Annotated in this window: 11 protein-coding genes; 1 reads left to right on the forward strand and 10 read right to left on the reverse strand. The window is 75.7% G+C overall.

Annotated elements, in window-relative coordinates:
* Positions 1-87: 87 nt before the first annotated feature.
* From ACIP4P_RS06455 to ACIP4P_RS06500, 10 genes are all read right to left on the reverse strand, one after another.
* Entirely contained in the window at positions 88-1,305 is a 1,218-nt protein-coding gene (locus tag ACIP4P_RS06455; protein ID WP_400915383.1) for a cytochrome P450, read from the reverse strand.
* Positions 1,281-2,072, reverse strand: coding sequence for a thioesterase II family protein (locus ACIP4P_RS06460; RefSeq protein WP_400915385.1), 792 nt, complete (start codon positions 2,070-2,072; stop codon positions 1,281-1,283). The genes ACIP4P_RS06455 and ACIP4P_RS06460 overlap by 25 nt, the downstream gene beginning before the upstream one ends.
* Positions 2,069-3,844, reverse strand: a complete 1,776-nt coding sequence (locus tag ACIP4P_RS06465) for a non-ribosomal peptide synthetase (RefSeq protein ID WP_400915386.1) — start codon at positions 3,842-3,844, stop codon at positions 2,069-2,071. Before ACIP4P_RS06465 ends, ACIP4P_RS06460 begins: the two co-directional genes overlap by 4 nt.
* A 137-nt stretch (positions 3,845-3,981) precedes the next feature.
* A complete protein-coding gene (locus ACIP4P_RS06470; RefSeq protein WP_400915389.1) occupies positions 3,982-8,460 on the reverse strand; it encodes an amino acid adenylation domain-containing protein in 4,479 nt (1,492 codons plus the stop codon).
* 40 nt (positions 8,461-8,500) lie between these two features.
* A complete protein-coding gene (locus ACIP4P_RS06475) occupies positions 8,501-13,231 on the reverse strand; it encodes an amino acid adenylation domain-containing protein (protein WP_400915391.1) in 4,731 nt (1,576 codons plus the stop codon).
* Between the two features lie 153 nt (positions 13,232-13,384).
* Entirely contained in the window at positions 13,385-14,617 is a 1,233-nt protein-coding gene (locus tag ACIP4P_RS06480) for a glutamate synthase-related protein (protein ID WP_400916387.1), read from the reverse strand.
* A gap of 65 nt (positions 14,618-14,682) precedes the next feature.
* Entirely contained in the window at positions 14,683-15,675 is a 993-nt protein-coding gene (locus ACIP4P_RS06485; protein WP_400915393.1) for an asparagine synthetase A, read from the reverse strand.
* Positions 15,676-15,761: 86 nt separating this feature from the next.
* Positions 15,762-17,024 (reverse strand): methylaspartate mutase, encoded by a 1,263-nt coding sequence (locus ACIP4P_RS06490; RefSeq protein ID WP_400915394.1) that lies wholly within the window; start codon positions 17,022-17,024, stop codon positions 15,762-15,764.
* Positions 17,021-17,464, reverse strand: a complete 444-nt coding sequence (locus ACIP4P_RS06495; RefSeq protein WP_400915395.1) for a cobalamin B12-binding domain-containing protein — start codon at positions 17,462-17,464, stop codon at positions 17,021-17,023. Before ACIP4P_RS06495 ends, ACIP4P_RS06490 begins: the two co-directional genes overlap by 4 nt.
* A 25-nt stretch (positions 17,465-17,489) precedes the next feature.
* Positions 17,490-18,803 (reverse strand): helix-turn-helix domain-containing protein, encoded by a 1,314-nt coding sequence (locus ACIP4P_RS06500; protein WP_400915398.1) that lies wholly within the window; start codon positions 18,801-18,803, stop codon positions 17,490-17,492.
* Between the two features lie 253 nt (positions 18,804-19,056).
* Here ACIP4P_RS06500 and ACIP4P_RS06505 point away from each other — a divergent pair, with 253 nt between their 5' ends.
* The gene (locus ACIP4P_RS06505) at positions 19,057-19,302 is read left to right on the forward strand and encodes a hypothetical protein (RefSeq protein ID WP_400915400.1); all 246 of its coding nucleotides are present in this window, start codon (positions 19,057-19,059) and stop codon (positions 19,300-19,302) included.
* The last annotated feature ends 132 nt before the right edge of the window (positions 19,303-19,434 follow it).

Raw genomic sequence — 19,434 nt, forward strand, 5'->3', positions numbered from 1 at the left:
GCGGGGCGGGCGGGCCGTCCGGGTGCCTCCAAGCTATCGGCGGGATCCGCCGCCGCCCGGCAGGAATTCCGGCAGCTGGGCGGAAGTTCAGCGGGCGATCAGGCGCACCGGGAAGCGGTCCAGGCCGAAGTTGATGATCGAGCGGTTGTACTGCACCGGGCCGGTCTGCTCGATCCGCTCGACCCGCGACAGCACGGCCTCGAACAGGGCGGTCAGCTCGGACTTGGCCAGCGGCGCGCCGATGCAGTAGTGGGCGCCGAGCCCGAGCGCCAGGTGCCGGTTGGGGGACCGGTCGAGCAGGATGTCGTGCGGGCGGTCGAAGACGGCCGGGTCGCGGTTGGCGGCCCAGGTCCAGACGACCACCCGCTCGCCCTTGCGGATCGGTTGGCCGCCGAGTTCGGTGTCCCGGGCGGCGACCCGCAGGGTGTGCAGGCCGACCGAGGTCCAGCGCAGCAGTTCGTCCAGTGCGGCGCCCATCTCGGCCCGGCCGCTCCGCAGGTCCTCCCAGAGCCGGGGGCGCTGGACGACGGCGAGCAGGCCCATCACGGCCGTGTGGCGGACCGTCTGCACGCCGCCGACCACAATGTTGTCCAGGTTGAGCACGACGTCCTCGACCGGCAGCAGCCGGCCGGCGACGCGGTAGGTGGCCATCTTGCTGATCAGGTCGTCGCGCGGGTCGGCCCGGCGCTTCATCACCTGGTGCATCAGGTACGGGATGAGCCGCTGGTGGCCGGCCCGGCGCTCCTCGGCGGTACGGCCCAGGAAGGCGTCGTCGCAGACCTTGACGACCATCTCGCGGTCCTGCTCGGGGACGTCCAGCAGGTCGCACATCACGGTCAGCGGCAGCGGGGCGACCACGTCGACCAGGTCGACCTCGCCCTGCCGCACCGCCCCGTCGACGATCCGGTTCGCCAGGTCGACGATCCCGGCCCGGGTGCCGCGCACCCCGCTCGGCGAGAAGAACGGGACGACGGGGGCGCGCAGTTCGCGGTGCCGGGGCGGATCGGTCAGGGCCATCATCCGGCCGGCGCCGACCGGCGTGTTGCCGGCGCCCGCTCCGAGCAGCGAGCCCTCCTCGGAGCTGTAGGTGGCGGTGTCCTTGAGGACCTCCGCGGCCAGGTCGTAGGAGAGCACCGACCAGACCGGTCCGTCGGTCGCGGTCTGCGAGCGCTGCACCGGGGCGGCGCTGCGCAGCCCGTCGACCAGTTCCGGGACGTCGGGGCGCTCCCACAGGGCGGGGTCGCTCAGGTCGGGGGCCGACGGTGCGGCCTGGGCGGGGATCAGATCGAGAGCGGGCGCAGCCACGGCTCCTCCTTGCCGGTACGGGCGGGCTCGCGCCCGATGATCGAGGTCAGGACGTCCACCGGGCCGGGCTGTTCCACGGTCGCCAGCAGGTGGCCGCCGGGGACGACGGCGAGGCCGAAGTCCCCGCTGGTGTGCCGCGCCCAGCCGGCCAGCCGGGGGGCGTCGAGCATCGGGTCGGCGTCCCCGGCGATCGCGTAGAGGTCGGCGGCGAGCGGCGGCCCGGCGCGGTGCCGGTAGGTGTCGCGGACGGTCAGGTCGGCGCGGATGGCGCGCAGGGCGAGCTCCCTCAACTCCGGTTCTGCTTCGACGAGTTCGCCCATGCCGGCCAGGCGCAGCAGGTCCTCGGCGGTGCACTGGGGCGGGGTCGGTCCGGCCCAGTCGCCGGGCGGCGAGGCCGAGGCGGCGATCACCGCGTCCGGGCGCTGCCCGGCGGGCAGGGCCCGGGCCACCTCGTAGGCGAGCAGCGAGCCGAAGCTCTGCCCGTAGAAGCCGAACCGGCCGTGCAGGTGCGGGCGCAGGGCCTCGACGACGTCGGCGACCAGCCGGTCGAAGTCGGCGGGCATCGGCCGGCGCCCGCGGCCGCCACGGGCGGGCATCCGCAGCGCCCAGACCTCGGCTGCCGGGGCCAGCGCGTGGCCGAGCGGGGTGAAGGCGGTGGCGTCGCCGCCGGCGTGCGGGAAGCAGAACAGCCGGTACGGGTCGTGCTGCTGCGGGGCCGGCACGAACAGCCAGTCGCCCTCGATCCGGGGGCGGGGGGCGGCGGTCACCGGGCGCCCGCCCCGCTGCCGACCAGGGCCGGGCGGCGCGGCGCGCCGGCGCGGGTGGCCCGGCGCACCGTCTCGGTGAAGTCGGCGAGGTCGCGGGAGTCGAGCAGGTGGCGCAGCTGGATCTCGATGCCCAGTGCGCGGCGCAGCAGGTGGGTGACCCGGAGCGCGGCGAGCGAGTGTCCGCCGAGGCCGAGGAAGTCGTCGTCGGGACGCAGGTCGGTGCGGCCCAGGACGGTCCGCCACACCTCGGCGACCTGCTCGGCGACCTCGTCGGCCGGGCTCGTCGGGTCGGCCGGGGCGGCGGACTCCCGCTGCGGGCGGGGCGCGGGCAGGGCGGCGTGGTCGACCTTGCCGTTCGGGGTGAGCGGCAGGACGTCCAGGACGACCACGGCGGCCGGGACGAGGTGCGCGGGCAGCAGGGTCCGGACGTGGGCGAGGACGGCGTCGGCGTCCGGCGCCCCGGGCCCGGTGGTGGTGACGTAGCCGACTAGCTGCTGGTCTCCGTGCTCGGTGCGGTGGACCGTGACGGCCGCCGCGGGCACCTGCGGGTGGCGGGTGAGGGCGGCCTCGATCTCGCCGGGCTCGATCCGGAAGCCGCGCACCTTGACCTGCCGGTCGGCCCGGCCGCCGAAGCGCAGGGTGCCGTCCTCGGCGTACCGGGCGAGGTCGCCGGTGCGGTACATCCGGGCGCCGGGGGTGAACGGGGAGGCGACGAACCGCTCGGCGGTCAGGGCGGACCGGCGCAGGTAGCCGTGGGCCAGGCCGGGCCCCTCGACGTACAGCTCGCCGGTGGCGCCGGCGGTGACCGGGCGCAGCCGCTCGTCCAGCAGGTGCAGGCCGACGCCGGGCAGCGGGCCGCCGAGGTGCGGCGCCGTGCCGGTGATCCGGGTGGCGGTGGAGTCGACGGTGCACTCGGTGGGCCCGTACAGGTTGAGGGCGTCGAGGCCGCCGGAGACCAGCTCCGTCCAGGTGCGCTCGGGCACCGGCTCGCCGCCCATGAACAGGCGCACCCGGCGGGCGCCGAACGGCTCGCGCAGCAGTTCCCAGTGCGAGGGGGTGAGGTCCAGGTCGGTCACGCCGTGCTCGTCGAGCAGGGCGACCAGCCGGGCCGGGTCGGTGCGGGTCTCCCGGTCGATCACCACGACGGTGTCGCCGCGGCACACCCGGGCCCACTGCTGCACCGAGGCGTCGAAGGAGACGCTGGCGCTCCAGCCGACCACCCCCGGCTCGGCCCGGTAGAGGTCGAGCCCGGCCAGGCCGGCGAGCAGCGCGGCGACCCCGCCGCGGGTGGCCTGGACGCCCTTGGGGGTGCCGGTGGAGCCGGAGGTGTGGATGACGTAGGCGGCGTCCCGCGCGGTGGTCGCGGTGTCGGGGCCGACCGGGCCGGTGGCGTCCGGGGCGAGCACCGGCACGTCTTCGGCCAGCGGCACCCGGCCGTGGCCGGCCGTCAGGAGGAGGGAGATGCCGGCGTCGCCGGCCATGAAGGCGAGCCGCTCGGCCGGGTAGTCCGGGTCGAGCGGCACGTAGGCCGCGCCGGCGCGCCAGACCGCGAGCAGGGCGACCAGCAGGTCGGTGGTCCGGGGCAGGTGGACACCGACCCGGTCGCCGCGGCCGATGCCGTGGGCGCGCAGCGCGCCGGCCAGGGCGGCGGTGCGCGCGGCCAACTCGGCGAAGGTCAGCGCGCCGTCGGTGCCGCGCACGGCGGTCCGCCCGGGGGCGGCCTCGGCGGCGGCCAGGAACGCGGCGAGCGGGTCGATGTGGCTGGTGGTCATGCGGGGTGCTTCCTCTCGGGCGGGGTGCGGGTACGGGTTCGGTGCGGGGCGGCGGGGCACGGGGCCGGTCGCGGGGGTCGTGGGAGTGCCCGTGGGACTGCCGGCGGGGCCGCCGGTGGGACCGCCGGCGGGGCCGCTCATCCGGCGGCCGCCGGTGCGGCGGTCACGGCCGCGTCCAGTTCCGCCAGGGCCGCCGCGTAGGCGTCGATGAAGGTCTCGGCGAGCGCGTCCGGCACCACGGACCGCTGGTGGTCCACGGCCAGCAGCACGCGGTCGGAGACCGGGTCCTGGATCAGCGAGGCGCCGAAGGCGAAGCTGTTGGGCTCGTGCCGCATGGTCGGCTCGCAGCCGATCCGGCCGTCCACGATCCGGGCGTCGCTCAGCTGCCCGAGCGCGTGGAAGCGCAGGAAGCCGAACTGGCTGTCCAGCCGGGTGCCGGCCATCAGCCGGGCCAACCGGGCGATCGGGACGCGGCGGTGCGGCATCATCTCCAGCTCCTCCCGGTGCACGGCGCGCACCAGGGCGAGCGGGTCACCCTCGACGGGCTCGGCGACCAGCGGCACGGTGTTGAGGAACAGCCCGTACACCTCGGTGCCGCCCCGGCGCTCCAGCCGGCCGTTCATGGCCAGTCCGGTGGTGACCCGGTCGCGGCCGGTGATCCGCTGGAGCGCCCGCAGGTGGGCGGCGAGCGCCACCGACTTGACCGGGACGGCGGCCGCGTCGGCCACCCGGCGCAGTTGGCCGGGGGCGTCGGGCAGGACGCGTTCCACCGTGCGGGCCAGCTCGTGGGTGGAGCCCGCGCCCTCCCAGAGCACGCCGCTGACGCCGTCGAGCTTGGCGCGCCAGTAGTCGAGCGCCTCGGGGTCGTCGGCGGCCTCCCGTTCGACCGCGACGAAGTCGCGGAAGGCGGAACCGGGCGGCGCGGCCGGCGGGGCGCCCGGGTCGGCGGCCAGCGCGGTGTGCCGCTCCAGGAGTTCGGTGAGCAGCGAGGTGAAGCTCCAGCCGTCCAGGATGGCGTGGTGCTCGGAGACGGTGAGCTGGAAGGACGCGTCGTCGAGCCGTTGCACGGTGACCCGGAACAGCGGCGGCTCCATCAGGTCGAAGGGCGTCGAGCGGTGCTGCTCGAAGACGGCGGTGATGCGCGCCTCGCGCCGCTCCTCCGGAGCCCCGCGCAGGTCCTCGAAGCCGACCGGGGGCGGCAGTTCGCCGTACACCAGCTGGAGCGGCTCGCGGTGGCCGGCGAGGTCGAGGCCGGTGCGCAGGACCGGGTGGCGGCCCATCGCCTCGGCGACCGCCCGGCGGAACGCGTCCTCGTCCAGCGGGCCGGCGATCCGGTAGCTGTTGACGTTGTGGTAGCTGTCGGTCGCCCCGGCGATCTCCATGTGGAAGACCATGCTGAGCTGCATGGACACCATCGGGTAGGCGTCCACCACGGTGGTCGGGAGTTCGGCCCGCACATCGGCGTCGACCAGGGCGAACGGCTCGGCGGTGCCCGCCGCGTCGGCCACCGGCCGGGCCAGCGGGGCGAGGGCGGCGACGGTCGGGGCGTTGAAAACGTCCCGCAGGGTGACGGCCCAGCCGCTCTCGTGCAGCGCGCCGGCCAGCTGGACGGCGCGGATCGAGTCGCCGCCGAGGTGGAAGAAGTCGTCGTGCACGCCGATCCCGGTGACGCCGAGGACCTGCGACCACACCTCGGCGATGCCCTGCTCGACCGGGGTGCGGGGGGCGACGTGGCCCGCCTCGGCGCGCGGCTCGGCGGGCGCACTGGGTGCGGGCAGGGCCCGGCGGTCGACCTTGCCGTTGACGGTCAGCGGCAGGGCCGCCAGTACGGTGACGCTCGCCGGGATCATGTAGTCCGGCAGCGAGCGGGCGAGGAACTCGCGCGTCCCGGCGGGCTCGCGCCCGGTGACGTACGCGGCCAGGCGCTGGTCGTGGACGGTCACCACGCAGCCGTCCACGTCCGGGTGGGCGGCCAACGCGGCCTCGATCTCGCCGAGTTCGATCCGGAAGCCGCGCAGCTTGACCTGGAAGTCGGCCCGGCCCAGGTACTCCAGTCCGCCGTCGGGCAGCCGCTTGGCCACGTCGCCGGTGCGGTAGAGCCGGGCGCCGGGGGTGGCCGCGTACGGGTCGGCGACGAAGCGGGTGGCGGTCAGCCCGGGGCGGGCCCAGTAGCCGTGGGCGAGGCTGCCGCCGCCGATGTACAGCTCGCCGGGCACGCCGACCGGGCAGGGCCGCAGCCAGTCGTCGAGCACCACGGCGCTCAGGTGCGGCATCGGGTCGCCGATCAGGCTGCGCTCGAAGCCGTCCGGCCCGTCGATGTCGTGGGTGGTGACGTGGACGGTGGTCTCGGTGATCCCGTACAGGTTGCACATCCGGGCCCGGGGCCGCGGCTCCAGGGCGTACCAGCGCTCCACCACCGCCGGGTCCAGGGCCTCGCCGCCGAGCATCACCTGCTTGAGTGCGGGCAGCGCGCGCGGGCGACGGCGCAGGGCGGCTTCGAGCTGGCGCAGTGCGGACGGGGTCAGGCAGAGGAAGGAGACGCCCTCCTCGGCGAGGAGTTCCGCGAACTCCTCCGGCGAGCGGCTGGTGACGTAGGGGACGACGACCAGCCGGCCGCCGTGGTGCAGGGCGCCCCACAGCTCCCAGACCGTCCAGTCGAAGGCGTAGCTGTGGAAGAGCGTCCACACCTCCTGGCCGTCCTGCGGGGTGAAGGCGAAGTGCCCGGCCCCGGCCGCCATCAGGCGGCTGACGTGCTCGTGGGCGACGGCGACGCCCTTGGGGCGGCCGGTGGAGCCGGAGGTGAAGATGATGTACGCGGTGTCCGCCGGGCGGACCTCCACCTCCGGACGGCCGGTCGGTCGGGCGGCCAACTCCTCGGTGCGGACGGCGGGTTCGAAGACCTGCCAGGGCCCCTCCGGAACCCGCTCGGGCCGGTCGGTGAGCACCACGGCGACCTCGGTGTCGCCGAAGACGGCGGCCGCCCGGTCGGCCGGCGCGGTCAGGTCCACCGGCACGTAGGCGGCACCGGTCTTGAGCACACCGAGGACGGACACCGGGATCGCCTCGGTGCGGTCGAGCAGCAGGCCGACCCGGTCGCCGGGGCGCACCCCGCGGGCGATCAGGGCGTGCGCCAGCCGGTTGGCCCGCTCGTCCAGCTCGCGGTAGCTCAGCGCGACGGCCCCGCAGCTGACGGCGGTGCGGTCCGCGTGGGTGTCGACCGCCTCCTCGAACAGCCGGTGCAGGCTGCGCCCGGCGGGGACGTCCGGCGGCGGCCCGGCGGGCGCGGCCGGCCCGGCGAGTTCGCGCACCGTGCGGTCGGGCTGCTCCAGCGCGCCGGCCAGCAGGGCCCGCCAGTCGTCGCTCATCCGGCGCACCGTGTCGCTGTCGAACAGGTCGGAGCGGAACTCGACCTCGCCGCGCAGTTCGCCGTCGTCGTAGACGGACCAGGTCAGGTCGTACTTGGTGGTGCCATTGGAGTGCACCCGGCGGTCCGCGTGGACCGGTCCGAAACCCAGCGGGGCGCGGTTCTCGGTGTGGGAGCCGAACACCACCTGGAAGAGCGGGGTGTGCCGGGTGGAGCGCTCGACGCCGAGGTGGTCGACGACGGTGTCGAAGGGCACGTCGAGGTAGCCGTAGGCCTCGAAGGCCTCGTCCTCGACCCGGTGCAGCAGTTCGCGGAAGGTGGTGCGGGCGCCGAGCCGGATCCGCAGCGGCAGCATGTTGACGAAGTAGCCGACCAGGCCTTCGAGTTCGGGCCGGTCGCGGGTGGTGACCGGGGTGCCGATCACCAGGTCCTCGGCTCCGGTGTAGCGGTTCAGCAGGACGGCGAAGGCGGCCAGCTGCACCATGAACGGGGTGACGCCCTCGGCCTCGGCGAGCGCCCGCACCCGGTCGGCGGTGCCGGTCGGCAGTCCGAAGGCCTCGGTGCGGCCGCGGTGGGTCGGCACGGCGGGGCGGGGCCGGTCGGTGGGCAGTTCGAGCAGCCCGGGGGCGCCGGCCAGCCGCTCCTTCCAGTGCGCGAGGTGCTCCTGGTAGGAGGTGGCGGCCTCCTCGGCCGCGTAGTCGGCGTACTGGGCGGTCAGTTCCGGCAGCCGGGGCGGGCGGTGTTCGGTGAGCGCGGTGTAGACCTCGGCGAGCTCGGTCTCGAAGACGTCCGCGGACCAGCCGTCCCACACGATGTGGTGGACGACCAGGACCAGGGTCGCCCCGGTGTCGGAGCGGAGCAGCAGCGAGGCGCGCAGCAGCGGTCCGGTCTCCAGGTCGAACGGGGCGGCCGCCTCGGCGGCGGTCAGCTCCTCGGCCCGGCGGCGCTGTTCGTGGTCCGGCAGGCCGCGCAGGTCGGTGACGCCCAGCGGGATGTGCAGGCTCTCGCGGACCAGCTGGCAGGGGCCCTCGGGGCGCAGCTCGAAGGTGGTGCGCAGGGCCTCGTGGCGGGCGACCACGGTGTCGATCGCGTGCTCCAGGAAGGCCGGGTCGACCGGCCCGCTGAAGGTGAACACCCAGGGGATGTTGTAGGTGGCGGCCTGCGGGTCCCACCGGTCCAGGAACCACAGGCCCCGTTGGAGCCCGGAGACCGGGGCCACCCGGGCGACGGCCGTGTCGGTGGCTGAACTCACTGTTCTCGTACCTCTCTCGTGGGTGTGCGGTCGGCGGGGGTCAGCGCTGCAGGAGCTGTTCGGCGATGGCGCTCGCCGTCCTGGCCCGGAACACCAGCTGCGGGAGGACGCGGGTGCCGGTCGCCCGGGACAGCCGCATCGCCAGGCGGACCGCGGTGAGCGAGTTGCCGCCGATCCGGAAGAAGTTGGCGTGGCGGTCGACGTGCTCGGCCTTGACCACCTCGCGCATCGCGTCGAGGACCATGCGCTCGACGTCGGCCGCGCGGCCGGCCTCCGGCTCCCCGGCCCCGGCCTGCCCGGACGGCGCCCCGGCGGGCGGGACGGTCCGGGTGACGGGTGCCGGGGCGGGCAGGGCGCGGCGGTCGACCTTGCCGTTGGCGTTCAGCGGCAGCGCGTCCAGGACGTCGAGGGTGGCCGGGACCATGTGGGCCGGCACCTGCTCGGCCAGGCAGGCGAGGATGGACTCGGTGTCGGCGTCCGGCCCGGTGGTGACGACGTACCCGGCGAGCCGGCGGTCCCCGGTGGCCGTCTCGTGGACGGTGACGGCCGCCTCCCGGACGTCGCGGTGCCGGGTGAGCAGGTCCTCGATCTCCCCGGGCTCGACCCGGAAGCCGCGGATCTTGATCTGGTCGTCGGCCCGGCCGGTGATCTCCAGCAGGCCGTCCGCGGTGCGGTGGCCGAGGTCCCCGGTGCGGTAGAGCCGGCGGCCGTAGCCGCCGTGCGGGTCGGCGACGAAGCGGGTGGCGGTCAGCCCGGGCCGGCCCCAGTAGCCGAGCGCGAGGCCGTCACCGCTGGCGTACAGCTCCCCGGTGACCCCCGGCCCGACCGGCCGCAGCGCCTCGTCCAGCACCAGCACGCCCTTGCCGGCGAGCGGGCGGCCGATCGGGATGGACCCGGTGGCGGCGTCCTCCGGGCGGGCGGTGTGGCAGGTGGTGAGGCCGAGGCTCTCCACCGGGCCGTAGCCGTTGGCCACCCGCAGCCCGGGGAACCGTTCCAGGGCCTTGCCGACGTGGGTGACCGAGGCGCGCTCGCCGGCCGTGAAGGCGGTGTGCAGCCCGGAGTAGACGTCCGGGAACTCCTCCAGCAGGAAGTTGAACAGGCTGGCAGAGAGCTGGAGTTGGGTGACGCCGTGGCGGCGGGTCAGCTCGACGATGGCCTCCGGGTCGGGCCGCTGGCCCGGCTGGAGCACGCAGACCCCGCCGAACAGCAGCGCGCCGTACAGTTCCAGGGCGAAGGCGTCCCAGGAGACCGGGGCGCACTGCAGCCAGACCTCGCGGGGGCCGAACCGGGCGTAGTCCTGGCCGAGGTAGGTCGTGGTCAGCGCGCGGTGCGGGACGGCGACGCCCTTGGGGCGGCCGGTCGAGCCGGAGGTGAACATCACGCAGGCCAGGTCGGCGCCGGTGACCGGCACGTCCGGGGCGTGGTCGGGGGCCCCGGCGAGCAGGCCGGCGACGGCGTCCAGGTCGACGTGCTCGCCCGACCAGTCGAACGGGACCGCCGCGCCGCGGTGGGTGACCAGGTGGCGGGCCCCGCTGTCGGTGGCGGCTGCGGCGAGCCGGGCGGCCGGGAAGTCGGGGTCGAGCAGGGTGTACCCGGCGCCGGTCTTGAGCGCGGCGAGCAGGGCGACCACCAGGTCGAAGCCGCGCTCGACCAGGATCGCCACCACCGTGCCGCGGCCCACGCCCCGGCCGGCCAGGTGGTGCGCCAGCCGGTTGGCGCGGCGCTCCAGCTCGCCGTAGGAGAGCTCCGCGCCCTCGGCGATCAGCGCGATGGCCCCGGGGGTGCGGGCGGCGGCGGCCTCGAACAGCCGGTGCACCGGGGCCGCGACGGCCGCGGCCAGGGTGCCGAGCCAGGCCTCGCACAGCGCCTCGACCGTGGCAGGCTCGAACAGGTCGGAGTCGTACTCGAAGCGCCCGGTGAAGCCGGTGCCGCGGTCGTCCACCGAGATCGACAGGTCGAACCGGGAGACGCCGTGCATGTGCAGTTCCCGGGTGACGGCCATGCCGTCGACGCAGAGCGGGCGGGAGTCCAGCGCGTGCATCTCCAGCACGACCTGGCAGAGCGGGTTGCGGTCCTGCGGCGGGTCGGTGACGACCCGGTCCACGATGGCATCGAACGGGGCCTCCTGGTTGCGGTAGGCGCCGATCGAGACGTCCCGGGCCTGGCGCACCAGGTCGAGGAAGTCGGTGTCCGTGCCGACCCGCAGCCGCAGCGGCAGCAGGTTGACGAAGTAGCCGATCATGTCCGCGAGTTCGGGACGGTTGCGGACGTTCACCGGGGCCCCGATCACCAGGTCCGGTGCGCCCGAGCGGCGGTGCAGGGTCATCGCCAGCGCGGCCAGCAGGACCATGTACGGGGTGGCGTCCTCGCCCCGGGCCAGCTCCCGGACGGCCCGGGCCACCGGCTCCGGCACCGCGAAGGAGTGGTGGGCGCCGCGGAACGCCTGGAGCTCGGGGCGCGGGTGGTCGACCGGCAGCACCTCGGCCACCGGGGCGTCCGCGAGCTGCCGCTCCCAGTAGGCGAGCTGGCCGCCGACCGCGGCGCTCACCGCGGGCTCCCGCTGCCAGGCGCTGTAGTCCGCGTACTGGGCGGCGGGCTCGGGCAGGTGGTGCGGGCGCCCGGCGCGCAGCGCCTCGTACGCCTCCTTGAGCTCGCGCTCCAGCACGGCCAGCGAGCCCTCGTCCCACACGATGTGGTGCATGACCAGCACCAGTACGGTCCGCCCGGCCGGGACGCGCAGCAGGTGGGCCCGCAGCAGCGGGTCGGTCTCCAGGTCGAACGGGGTCCGGGCGGCCGCGGTGATCAGCCCGTCGAGGTCGGCCTCCGCCGCGTCGGCGACGGTGAACGGCAGCTCGATCCGCTCCCGGACCACCTGGAGCGGCTCCTCCTCGCCGAACACGAACGCGGTGCGCAGGCTCTCGTGCCGGGCCACCACCGTCTCCAGGGCGGTGCGCAGCAGTTCCGGCTCCGGGGCGCCGTCGAAGCGGAACACCCACGGCACGTTGTAGGTGGGCGCGCCCGGGTTCCACTGGTCGAGGAACCACAGGCCGCGCTGGAAGCCGGACAGCGGCGCCTCGGTGCGGCCGGTGCGGGTCAGCGCGGGGCGCTGCTCGCCCTCCGGGGTGGTCACGGCGACGGCGAACTCGGCGAGGGTGGGGGCGTCGAAGATCGCGTACGGGGAGATCAGGCCGAACACGTCGGCGACCCGGCCGACCACCCGCACCGCGGTGAGCGAGTCGCCGCCGAGGTGGAAGAAGTTGTCGTGGGCGCCCACCCCGGACACACCCAGCACGTCGGACCAGACGGCGGCGAGCAGCTGCTCGGCCTCGGTGCGCGGCGCGACCCAGGCGGCCTCGCCGGCCGCGGCCTCCGGGCCGGGCGCGGGCAGCGCGGCCCGGTCGATCTTGCCGTTCGCGGTCAGCGGGAAGGCGTCCAGGACGACCAGGGCGGCCGGGACCATGTGCTCGGGCAGCCGGCCGGCGAGGAAGTCCCGCAGCTCGCCGGGGGCGGGGGCGGCCCCGGGGACGGCGGTGAGGTGGGCGGTCAGCCGCCCTTCCGGGGCGGTGACCACGCAGGCGGCGACCGCCGGGTGGGCGGCCAGGGTCTGCTCGATCTCGCCCGGCTCGATCCGGAAGCCGCGGATCTTCAGCTGGTGGTCGGCGCGGCCGAGGAAGACCAGCGCGCCGTCCCGCCCGTCCCGCCGGACCAGGTCGCCGGTGCGGTACATCCGGGCGCCGGCCGGGCCGTACGGGTCGGCGGTGAAGCGCTCGGCGGTGAGCCCGGAGCGCCCCCAGTAGCCGGAGGCGAGCAGCGGGCCGCCGATGTACAGCTCGCCGGCCGTGCCGGGGGCCACCGGCTGCAGCCGGTCGTCCAGCACGTACAGGGCGCGCTCCCCCAGGGCGTCGCCGATCGGCACCAGGACGTCGGCGGCGGTGAGCTCCCGGACGGTCGAGGTGATCACCGTCTCGGTCGGGCCGTACGCGTTCACCAGCGGTACCCCGGTGGCCTCGCGCCAGGCGGCGGCCGCCTCCGGGTAGAGCCGGTCGCTGCCGGAGATCATCAGCCGCAGCGAGGCGGGGACGGCGGCGCCGGCCCGGACGGCCGTGACGATCTCCTGGAAGTAGCCGGCCGACAGGTTGGCGACGGTCACCCCCTCCTCGGCGAGCAGGCCGAGCAGCTCGCCCGGGGCGAGCAGCGCCTGGCCGGGGACGACCAGGCGGGCGCCGGTGGTCAGCGCGGTGAGGACCTGCTCGATGGCCACGTCCACGGTGGGGCGGGCGAGCTGCAGCACGGTGTCCGCGGCGGTCGTCCCGAAGGCCCGGACGGCCGCCCCGAGGTGCTCGGCGAGCCGGTCGGCGCCGACGTGGACTCCCTTGGGGCGCCCGGTGGTTCCGGAGGTGTAGATGATGTAGCCGGCCCCGCCGGCGGGCTCCGCCGGGGAGTCGGGGACGGTCAGCACGCCGTCGGTCAGGAAGGCGGTCGCCCCGGCGTCCCGGGCGATGAACCCGTTGCGCTCGGCGGGCGCCCCGGCGTCCAGCGGGAGGTAGATCCCGTCGGCCCGGAGCACGGCGAGCAGCCCGACCACGTGGTCGACGCGGTCCCGGGCGGACACCGCGACCACCTGGCCCGGGACGATCCGCTCGGCCAGGGCCCCGCTCAGCCGGTCGAGTTCCGCGTAGTCGAGGCTGCGGTCCGCTCCCCGCACCGCGGGGCGGTCGGGGTGGCTGCGCACCGCCGCCGCGAAAGCGTCTGTGATTCCGTGTGAGGACATGGTTCTACCCCGCTGGGTGAAGGAGTTCGGAAGGGGGACGGAGGCGGCGTCGGTCGCCGCTGCCACCGGGCGACTCGGTCGGCCGGGGCGGAAGTCGGTGGGGAGAGCGGCGCAGGGCGGCGCCTCGGGAGGCTGCGGCTTCGGCTGCCGCGGCTACGGCGTGCCCGGGGCCCAGAGGTCCTCCGGGCCCAGCTCGGCGGCCGAGTACTTGCCCAACGCGCTGATGAGCAGGCGGAGTTCGGCGGCCATGCAGTCCAGCAGGCGGATCAGGCCGTGCTCCGGGTCCTCCGCCACGGCGAGCAGCGCGGCGCGGCCGAGGCCGACCGCCCGGGCGCCCAGCGCCAGGCACTTGACGGCCCGGGAACCCTCCCAGATCCGGCCCGACACCAGCAGACAGGGGACGGGCGCGGCCGCCAGCCGGCCCAGGCACGCGGCGAGCGGCAGGCCGACCTGGGCGGTGAAGGCGAGCGGCGCCCAGCCGGTACCGCCCTCGGCGCCGTCCACGGTGACGGCGTCGGCGCCGGCGTCGGCCGCCACCCGGGCCGCCTCGGCCACGTCCCGGCCGGGGTGGAGCTTGACCCAGGTCCGGGCCCGCGGGAAGTTGTTGCGCATCAACCGGACCTGCTGGCGCAGGATCTCCGCGGTGAAGGTTCCGGGGCTGCTGGAGCGCAGCACGTACGGCCCGTCCAGCAGGTCCGGGTCGAGACCGTAGCGGCCGTCCAGCCGGGCGGCCTCCGTCGCGTCCAGCACGGTCATCCCGCCGAGTCCGGGCTTGGCGCCCTGGCCGGTCTTCAACTCGAAGCCGAGCCGGCCGGAGTCCAGCAGCACGCGGGCCGCCGGGTCGCTGTAGACCAGGTTCCAGACCTCGGCGTCGGCGTCCTCGGTGCTCTGCTGGACGGTCACGCCGCCGAGCCCGTCGGGCAGTTGCTCGGTGTAGGCGCGCAGCCGGCCGAGCAGCGAGCGGGAGGCGTCCTCGTCCAGCCGGCCGTAGCCGTTGACCGGTACGACGTTCTCCCCGATGACCATCGGCACACCGAGCGCGCCGGCCTGGCGGCTGAGCGCCAGGCCCGGGTCGCCGCCGGCGGCGCGGGTGGAGCCCAGCGCCGACACGTACACCGGCAGCGGGGCGGCGAAGCCCCCGATCGCGGTGGCCAGGTCGACGTCCCGGTACATCGGCTCCCGGCCCAGGTCGATCAGCTTGGCCAGCCGCCGGGGCATGAAGACCGGTGGCACCAGGCGTAGTTCGTCCAGGCCGTCACCGGCGGGCGCGGCCCCCGCGCCGAGCAGTACCCGGCCGTAGGAGTCGGCGGGCGGGAAGGCGGCGGGCGCGCCGAGCCCGGCCCGGCGGCGGACCTCCTGCTCGGGGAAACCGGGGGCGGTGGCCACGGCGGGAACGGGGGCGGTGGCCGTGTCAGGCGCGGTGGTCGACCGAAGGGTGGGGGTGGTCGTGGTCACGGCGAAACCACTCCCGGCAGCTTCGGGAAGGCGCTTGCCTGCCAGGCCGACTCGCGGCCCGCGACGTAGCGGGTCAGCCGCTCGACGCCGATGCCGAAGCCGGCGCTCGCGGGGACGCCCGCGCGGACCAGGTCGAGGTACCAGCTGTACTTCTGCGGGTTCTCCCCGGTCTCGCGGATCCGGGTGACGATGTCGGCGTAGTCGTTGGTCCGCTCGCTGCCGCTGCACAGCTCGCCGTAGCCCTCGGGCGCGATGAGGTCGAAGTTGCGCAGGACGCCGGGCTCGGTGCGCGACTCGCGGTCGTAGAAGCCGCGGGAGCCCTTGGGGTAGTCGGTCACGAAGAACGGGCGGCTCGCCTTGCGGGACAGCAGTGCCTCGCCGGCCCAGTCGATCTCCGCGTCCGGGCTCTGGTCGTGTCCCACGGCCCGCAGTTCGGCCACCGCGTCGGCGTGGGTGGTCCGGCCGAAGCCGCCGCGCAGCAGGTCGGCGAAGGCGTCCGGGTCCCGGCCCAGCGCGGCGAAGTCCTCGGCCAGCGTCTCCCCGGTGCGGCGCACCATGTGGACCACCAGGTCCTCGATCAGCTGGAGGACGTCGTCGCGCCCGGCGCCGGCCACCTCGACGTCCAGCTGGTGGAACTCGGCGAGGTGCCGGTCGGTGTGGGCGGTCTCCAGCGGTTCCAGCCGGACGTTGGGGGCGATGCAGAAGATCTTGTCGAAGGCCAGCAGCGAGGCCTGCTTGTAGAGGATGGCGCTGGTCATCATCTTGTAGCGGTGGCCGTAGAAGTCGACGTCGACCTGCTTGGCGCCGCGCGAACCGGGGTCGGTGACCGGGCCGATCACCGGCGGCAGCAGCTCGGTGAAGCCGGCCGAGGTGAGGTGCTCGCGGGCGGCCGCGAGCAGTCCGCCCTGGATCCGCAGGGTGCTGCGGGTGGCCGGGGAGGTGAGGTGGGACCTGGTCCCGGGCAGGGGGGTACGGCCGTCGTCAGGCATGTTCGGTCTTCCCGTCGTCGGATGTGCTCGGATGGTGGTCGGGTGTCGGGCGGGGCCGGCGGGTGTCGTGCGGGGTCGGCCGGGGGTCAGCGGGTGGCGAGCGCCCGCCGGTCGTAACTGCGCTGGACGTACGAGAGCGCGTCGATCAGCTGGGCGGCGCCGAGGACGGCGCGGTGGCCGCGGACCGGCCCCCCGGGCAGCGGGAGCGCGCCGGTGTCGGCCCACTGGAGCCGGCCGTCGGCGTCCAGCGCGCCGCGCGCCCGGCCCGCGTTGTCGGGGTGGAGGCAGAACGGCACGTCCAGGTAGCCGGCGGCGAAGGCCCGGACCAGGGCCCGGCCGACGTCGTCGTCGAGCTGGAGGACGGCCTCGACCAACGCCCGCGCCTCGGCGTAGGTCACGCTGTCGGCAGCCGGGAGGGCCGTGCCGGCGGTCGTCCCGGCGGCGATCGCGGCGGCGGTCTCCAGGGCGCGGACGTTCTCCTCGACCGTGGGGATCCGGTGCGCCTCGGCGGTGGTCTTGACGATCAGCCGGGCCGCGCCGGTGCGCACCGCCAGCCCGGCCGCCTCGTCCAGCAGCAGCTGGGCGCCGCCCGGGGAGAGCGGGTAGAGGCCCATGTAGGCGTAGAGCACCACGTGCCACTCGACGTCCGGGAGCAGCTCGCCGGCGAGCCGGGCCAGCGCGGTGACGGCCTCCTCGTCCTGCCGGACGTTGGTCTGCTGGGCGTAACTGAGCGAGACGCTGCGCAGCCCGTGCTGCCGGAAGAACAGCGCCTCCAGCACGCTGATCGCGACCAGCAGGGCGGGCGGGCAGAGCTGGCCCATCATGCAGCCGCCGAAGGTCTCCAGATGGGGCGTCACCCCCGGCCGCGCCGCGTCGGCGAGCAGTCGGCAGCCCCGCTCCCAGTCGGCCACCGCGACGGCCAGCGGGGTGCGGCTGTACGGGAGGCAGTACGAGACCGGCCCGCCCTCGGTCGCGTGCAGGCCGACGGCCAGCAGCGCGGCGACGATCGGCTCGGGCCGGGCCGAGCCGTGCCGCACCTGCACCGGGAAGTCCGGTCCGACGATGCCCTCCAGCACGCCGCGGGTGACCTCGACCGGGTGGGTCGCGATCGGGTAGCCGTTGAGCGCGGCGCCCTCGTCCAGGGCCCGGCGGGCGGCGGCCGTCTCACCGGTCCTGGTGTAGCTGTCCACGGTGATGGTGCCGACGGTGGTGGCCGCCGCCCGCTTGGTGGCCTGCAGACCGGCCCGCATCGGCCCGGGCCCGGCCATGCCCATCCGGGGCTGGACGACCAGGGTGCCTGCCGCGTGCGCCCGGGCCACGAAGCCCCCGAACGAGGCCGCGGCCGTCATGCCGGGACCGCCGCGGACCACCGGGCCAGGTACGCGGTGAACCGCTCGATCGAGTCGGGCCCGGTGAAGACCTCGTCGAAGCCGGCCGCCCGCAGCGAGCGGCCCGCCTGCACGCCGTCCTCCTCGGTGATGCCGAGCTTCCCGCCGATCACCATGGGGGTGTCCGACAGTTCGGGCCGGGCCCGCAGCTGGGGGGCCACCCGCAGGCCGTCCAGCGTGCCGTGGCCGTTGACGCTGCTGAGCACGATCAGGTCCGGTGCCGCCTGCCGGCAGTGCTCGACCAGCCGGTCGTCGGGGACGCAGGCCCCGAGGTTGGTGACCCGGTGGCCGCGCTCCTCCAGGAACATCTGGAGGAAGACCAGGTTCCAGGTGTGCGCGTCCGATGCCATGGTCGACACGACGATGTCCAGACCGGCGGGCGAGGCTGCTGCGAACGTCACGGGATTCTCCGTCGATCGGGGCTGGTCACGAGGCCAGCGCTGCGAGGTGGGGCGGCCGCGCGGTGCGGTCGCCGGTGGCCGGGGCGGTCGCCCCCCGGTGCTCCCGGCACAGCGTGCGCAGGAGGTTGAGCACGGCGAAGCGGGCACCGTCCCCGGCGGGCACCAGCCGCACCAGGCCGCGCAGCAGCAGTTCCTGCACGGTGGCCCGGCAGTCCTGGAGGGGCCGGCCGCTCACCGCGGCGGCCTCCTCCACCGACCAGTCGCCCGGTTCCGCGGCCAGTAGCACCAGCAACTCCCGTTGCCGGTCGGTCAGTCGGCGGTTCGCCTCGTCCAGGGTGTCGCGCAGGTCACCGCGCTCGCACAGGGTCACCGGCGGGGCGGGCAGGCTGAACGGGGTGGCGGCCAGCCGGTCCAGCAGCCGGGCGGGTGACTCCAGCAGGGTCCAGCCCGCGGCGTACTCCAGAGCCCGCGGCAGCCCGTCGAGGTACCGGCAGAGTGCGGCGACCTCGGGCCGGTCGGCGGGGTCGAGGGCCAGGCCCGGACGCAGCCGCCGCATGTGGGCCAGCAGCAGCCGTACGGCGGCGGTCCCCATCGCCCGCTCGGGGTCCGGGTCGGGCCCGGGAACGGCGAGCGGCGCCAGCGGGACGACCTGTTCGCCGTCCAGCCCCAGCGGCGCCCTGGAGGTGAGCAGAACCCTCAACTCCGGGCACCGGCGGAACAGTTCGTCGAGGACGGCGGGGCCGACGGTGTCGTCGGCGCCGTCCAGGACCAGCAGGGTGGGCCGGTCCTCGATCAGGTCGGTGAGCCCGTCGAGTCCGCCGTGCGCGGTGGTCGTCCCCGCCGGGCCCGCGAACGGCGCCCGGGCCGCGCCGGCCTGCGGCTCGCCGCAGGCGGCCCAGCGGACCGACCAGCGCGCCGTGTGGTGCACCCGCCATGCCACGTCCAGTGCCAGCCGGGACTTGCCGACCCCGCCGAGCCCGACCAGCGACAGCAGCCGGTCGCCGTGCCCGGTCAGTGCCTGGGTGAGCGTCTCCGACTCCGCCTCGCGGCCGATGATGGCGCCGCGCGGCGCCGGCGGGGCGGCGAGCTCCTCCACCAGGGCCCGCTGCCGGGCCGCGGCCTCGAAGAGCGAGCGGGCGCGGCCCCGCAGGCCGAGGGCGTCCGCGACCAGTCGCACGGTCTCCTGGCGCGGGCGCTGCACCCGGCCCGCCTCCATGTCACGCACGGCCCGCACGCTCAGCGAGGCGTGGTCGGCCAGGCACTGCTGGGTCAGTCCGGTCCGTTCGCGCTGGTACTTGAGCAGCCCACCGAAGCCGGCCACCGGCGCTACGCCGTCCATGCCGATCCCTCCCGGTCACACCTGTGGTTGACGCGGCTGGAACCGTGGTCGGCCGCCGCAGCACAGATGTTCCGGGAGGGGGATCTACGGGCGGTCGTCGCGGCCGCGACGGCCTCCCCCGGCCCGGCGATCAGGCGAATATCGACCGTATATCGCGGTCGACCAGACTCGGTGTCGAGCCGAACGGGGCACCACGAGAACACCCGGGCTCGCCCACTGCAGAACTCCTACTCGCCAGAGCGGACGGCATCCCATGAAGCAGCGTTCCCCCGAGTCCTCGATCCTGCGCAAGGCCGCGATCCTGGTCACCACGGGCTGTGCCGCCGTCCTGCTGGCCACCGCGTCCCACCCGGCCGGGCCGTCCGCCGGCAGCACCGTCTCGGTCCGGGCCGACGGCGCCACCACGGGCACCGCCACCCCGCCCCACACCGGCAGCGGCAGCGGCAGCGGCACGGGCGTCGGCACCAGCACCCCGGACTGGAACAGCACCGGCGGCTGACCGGTACGGAGCGGGTCGGGGACGGGGGGGGGGGCGCCCCCCGGGGGGGGGGGGGCCCCCCCCGGGGGCCCCGGGGGCCCCCGGGGGGGGGGGGGGGGGCCGCCCCGGGGCGCCCCGGGGGGCCCCCCCCCC

The sequence above is a fragment of the Kitasatospora sp. NPDC089509 genome (genome assembly GCF_044749365.1).
Lineage (GTDB): Bacteria > Actinomycetota > Actinomycetes > Streptomycetales > Streptomycetaceae > Kitasatospora.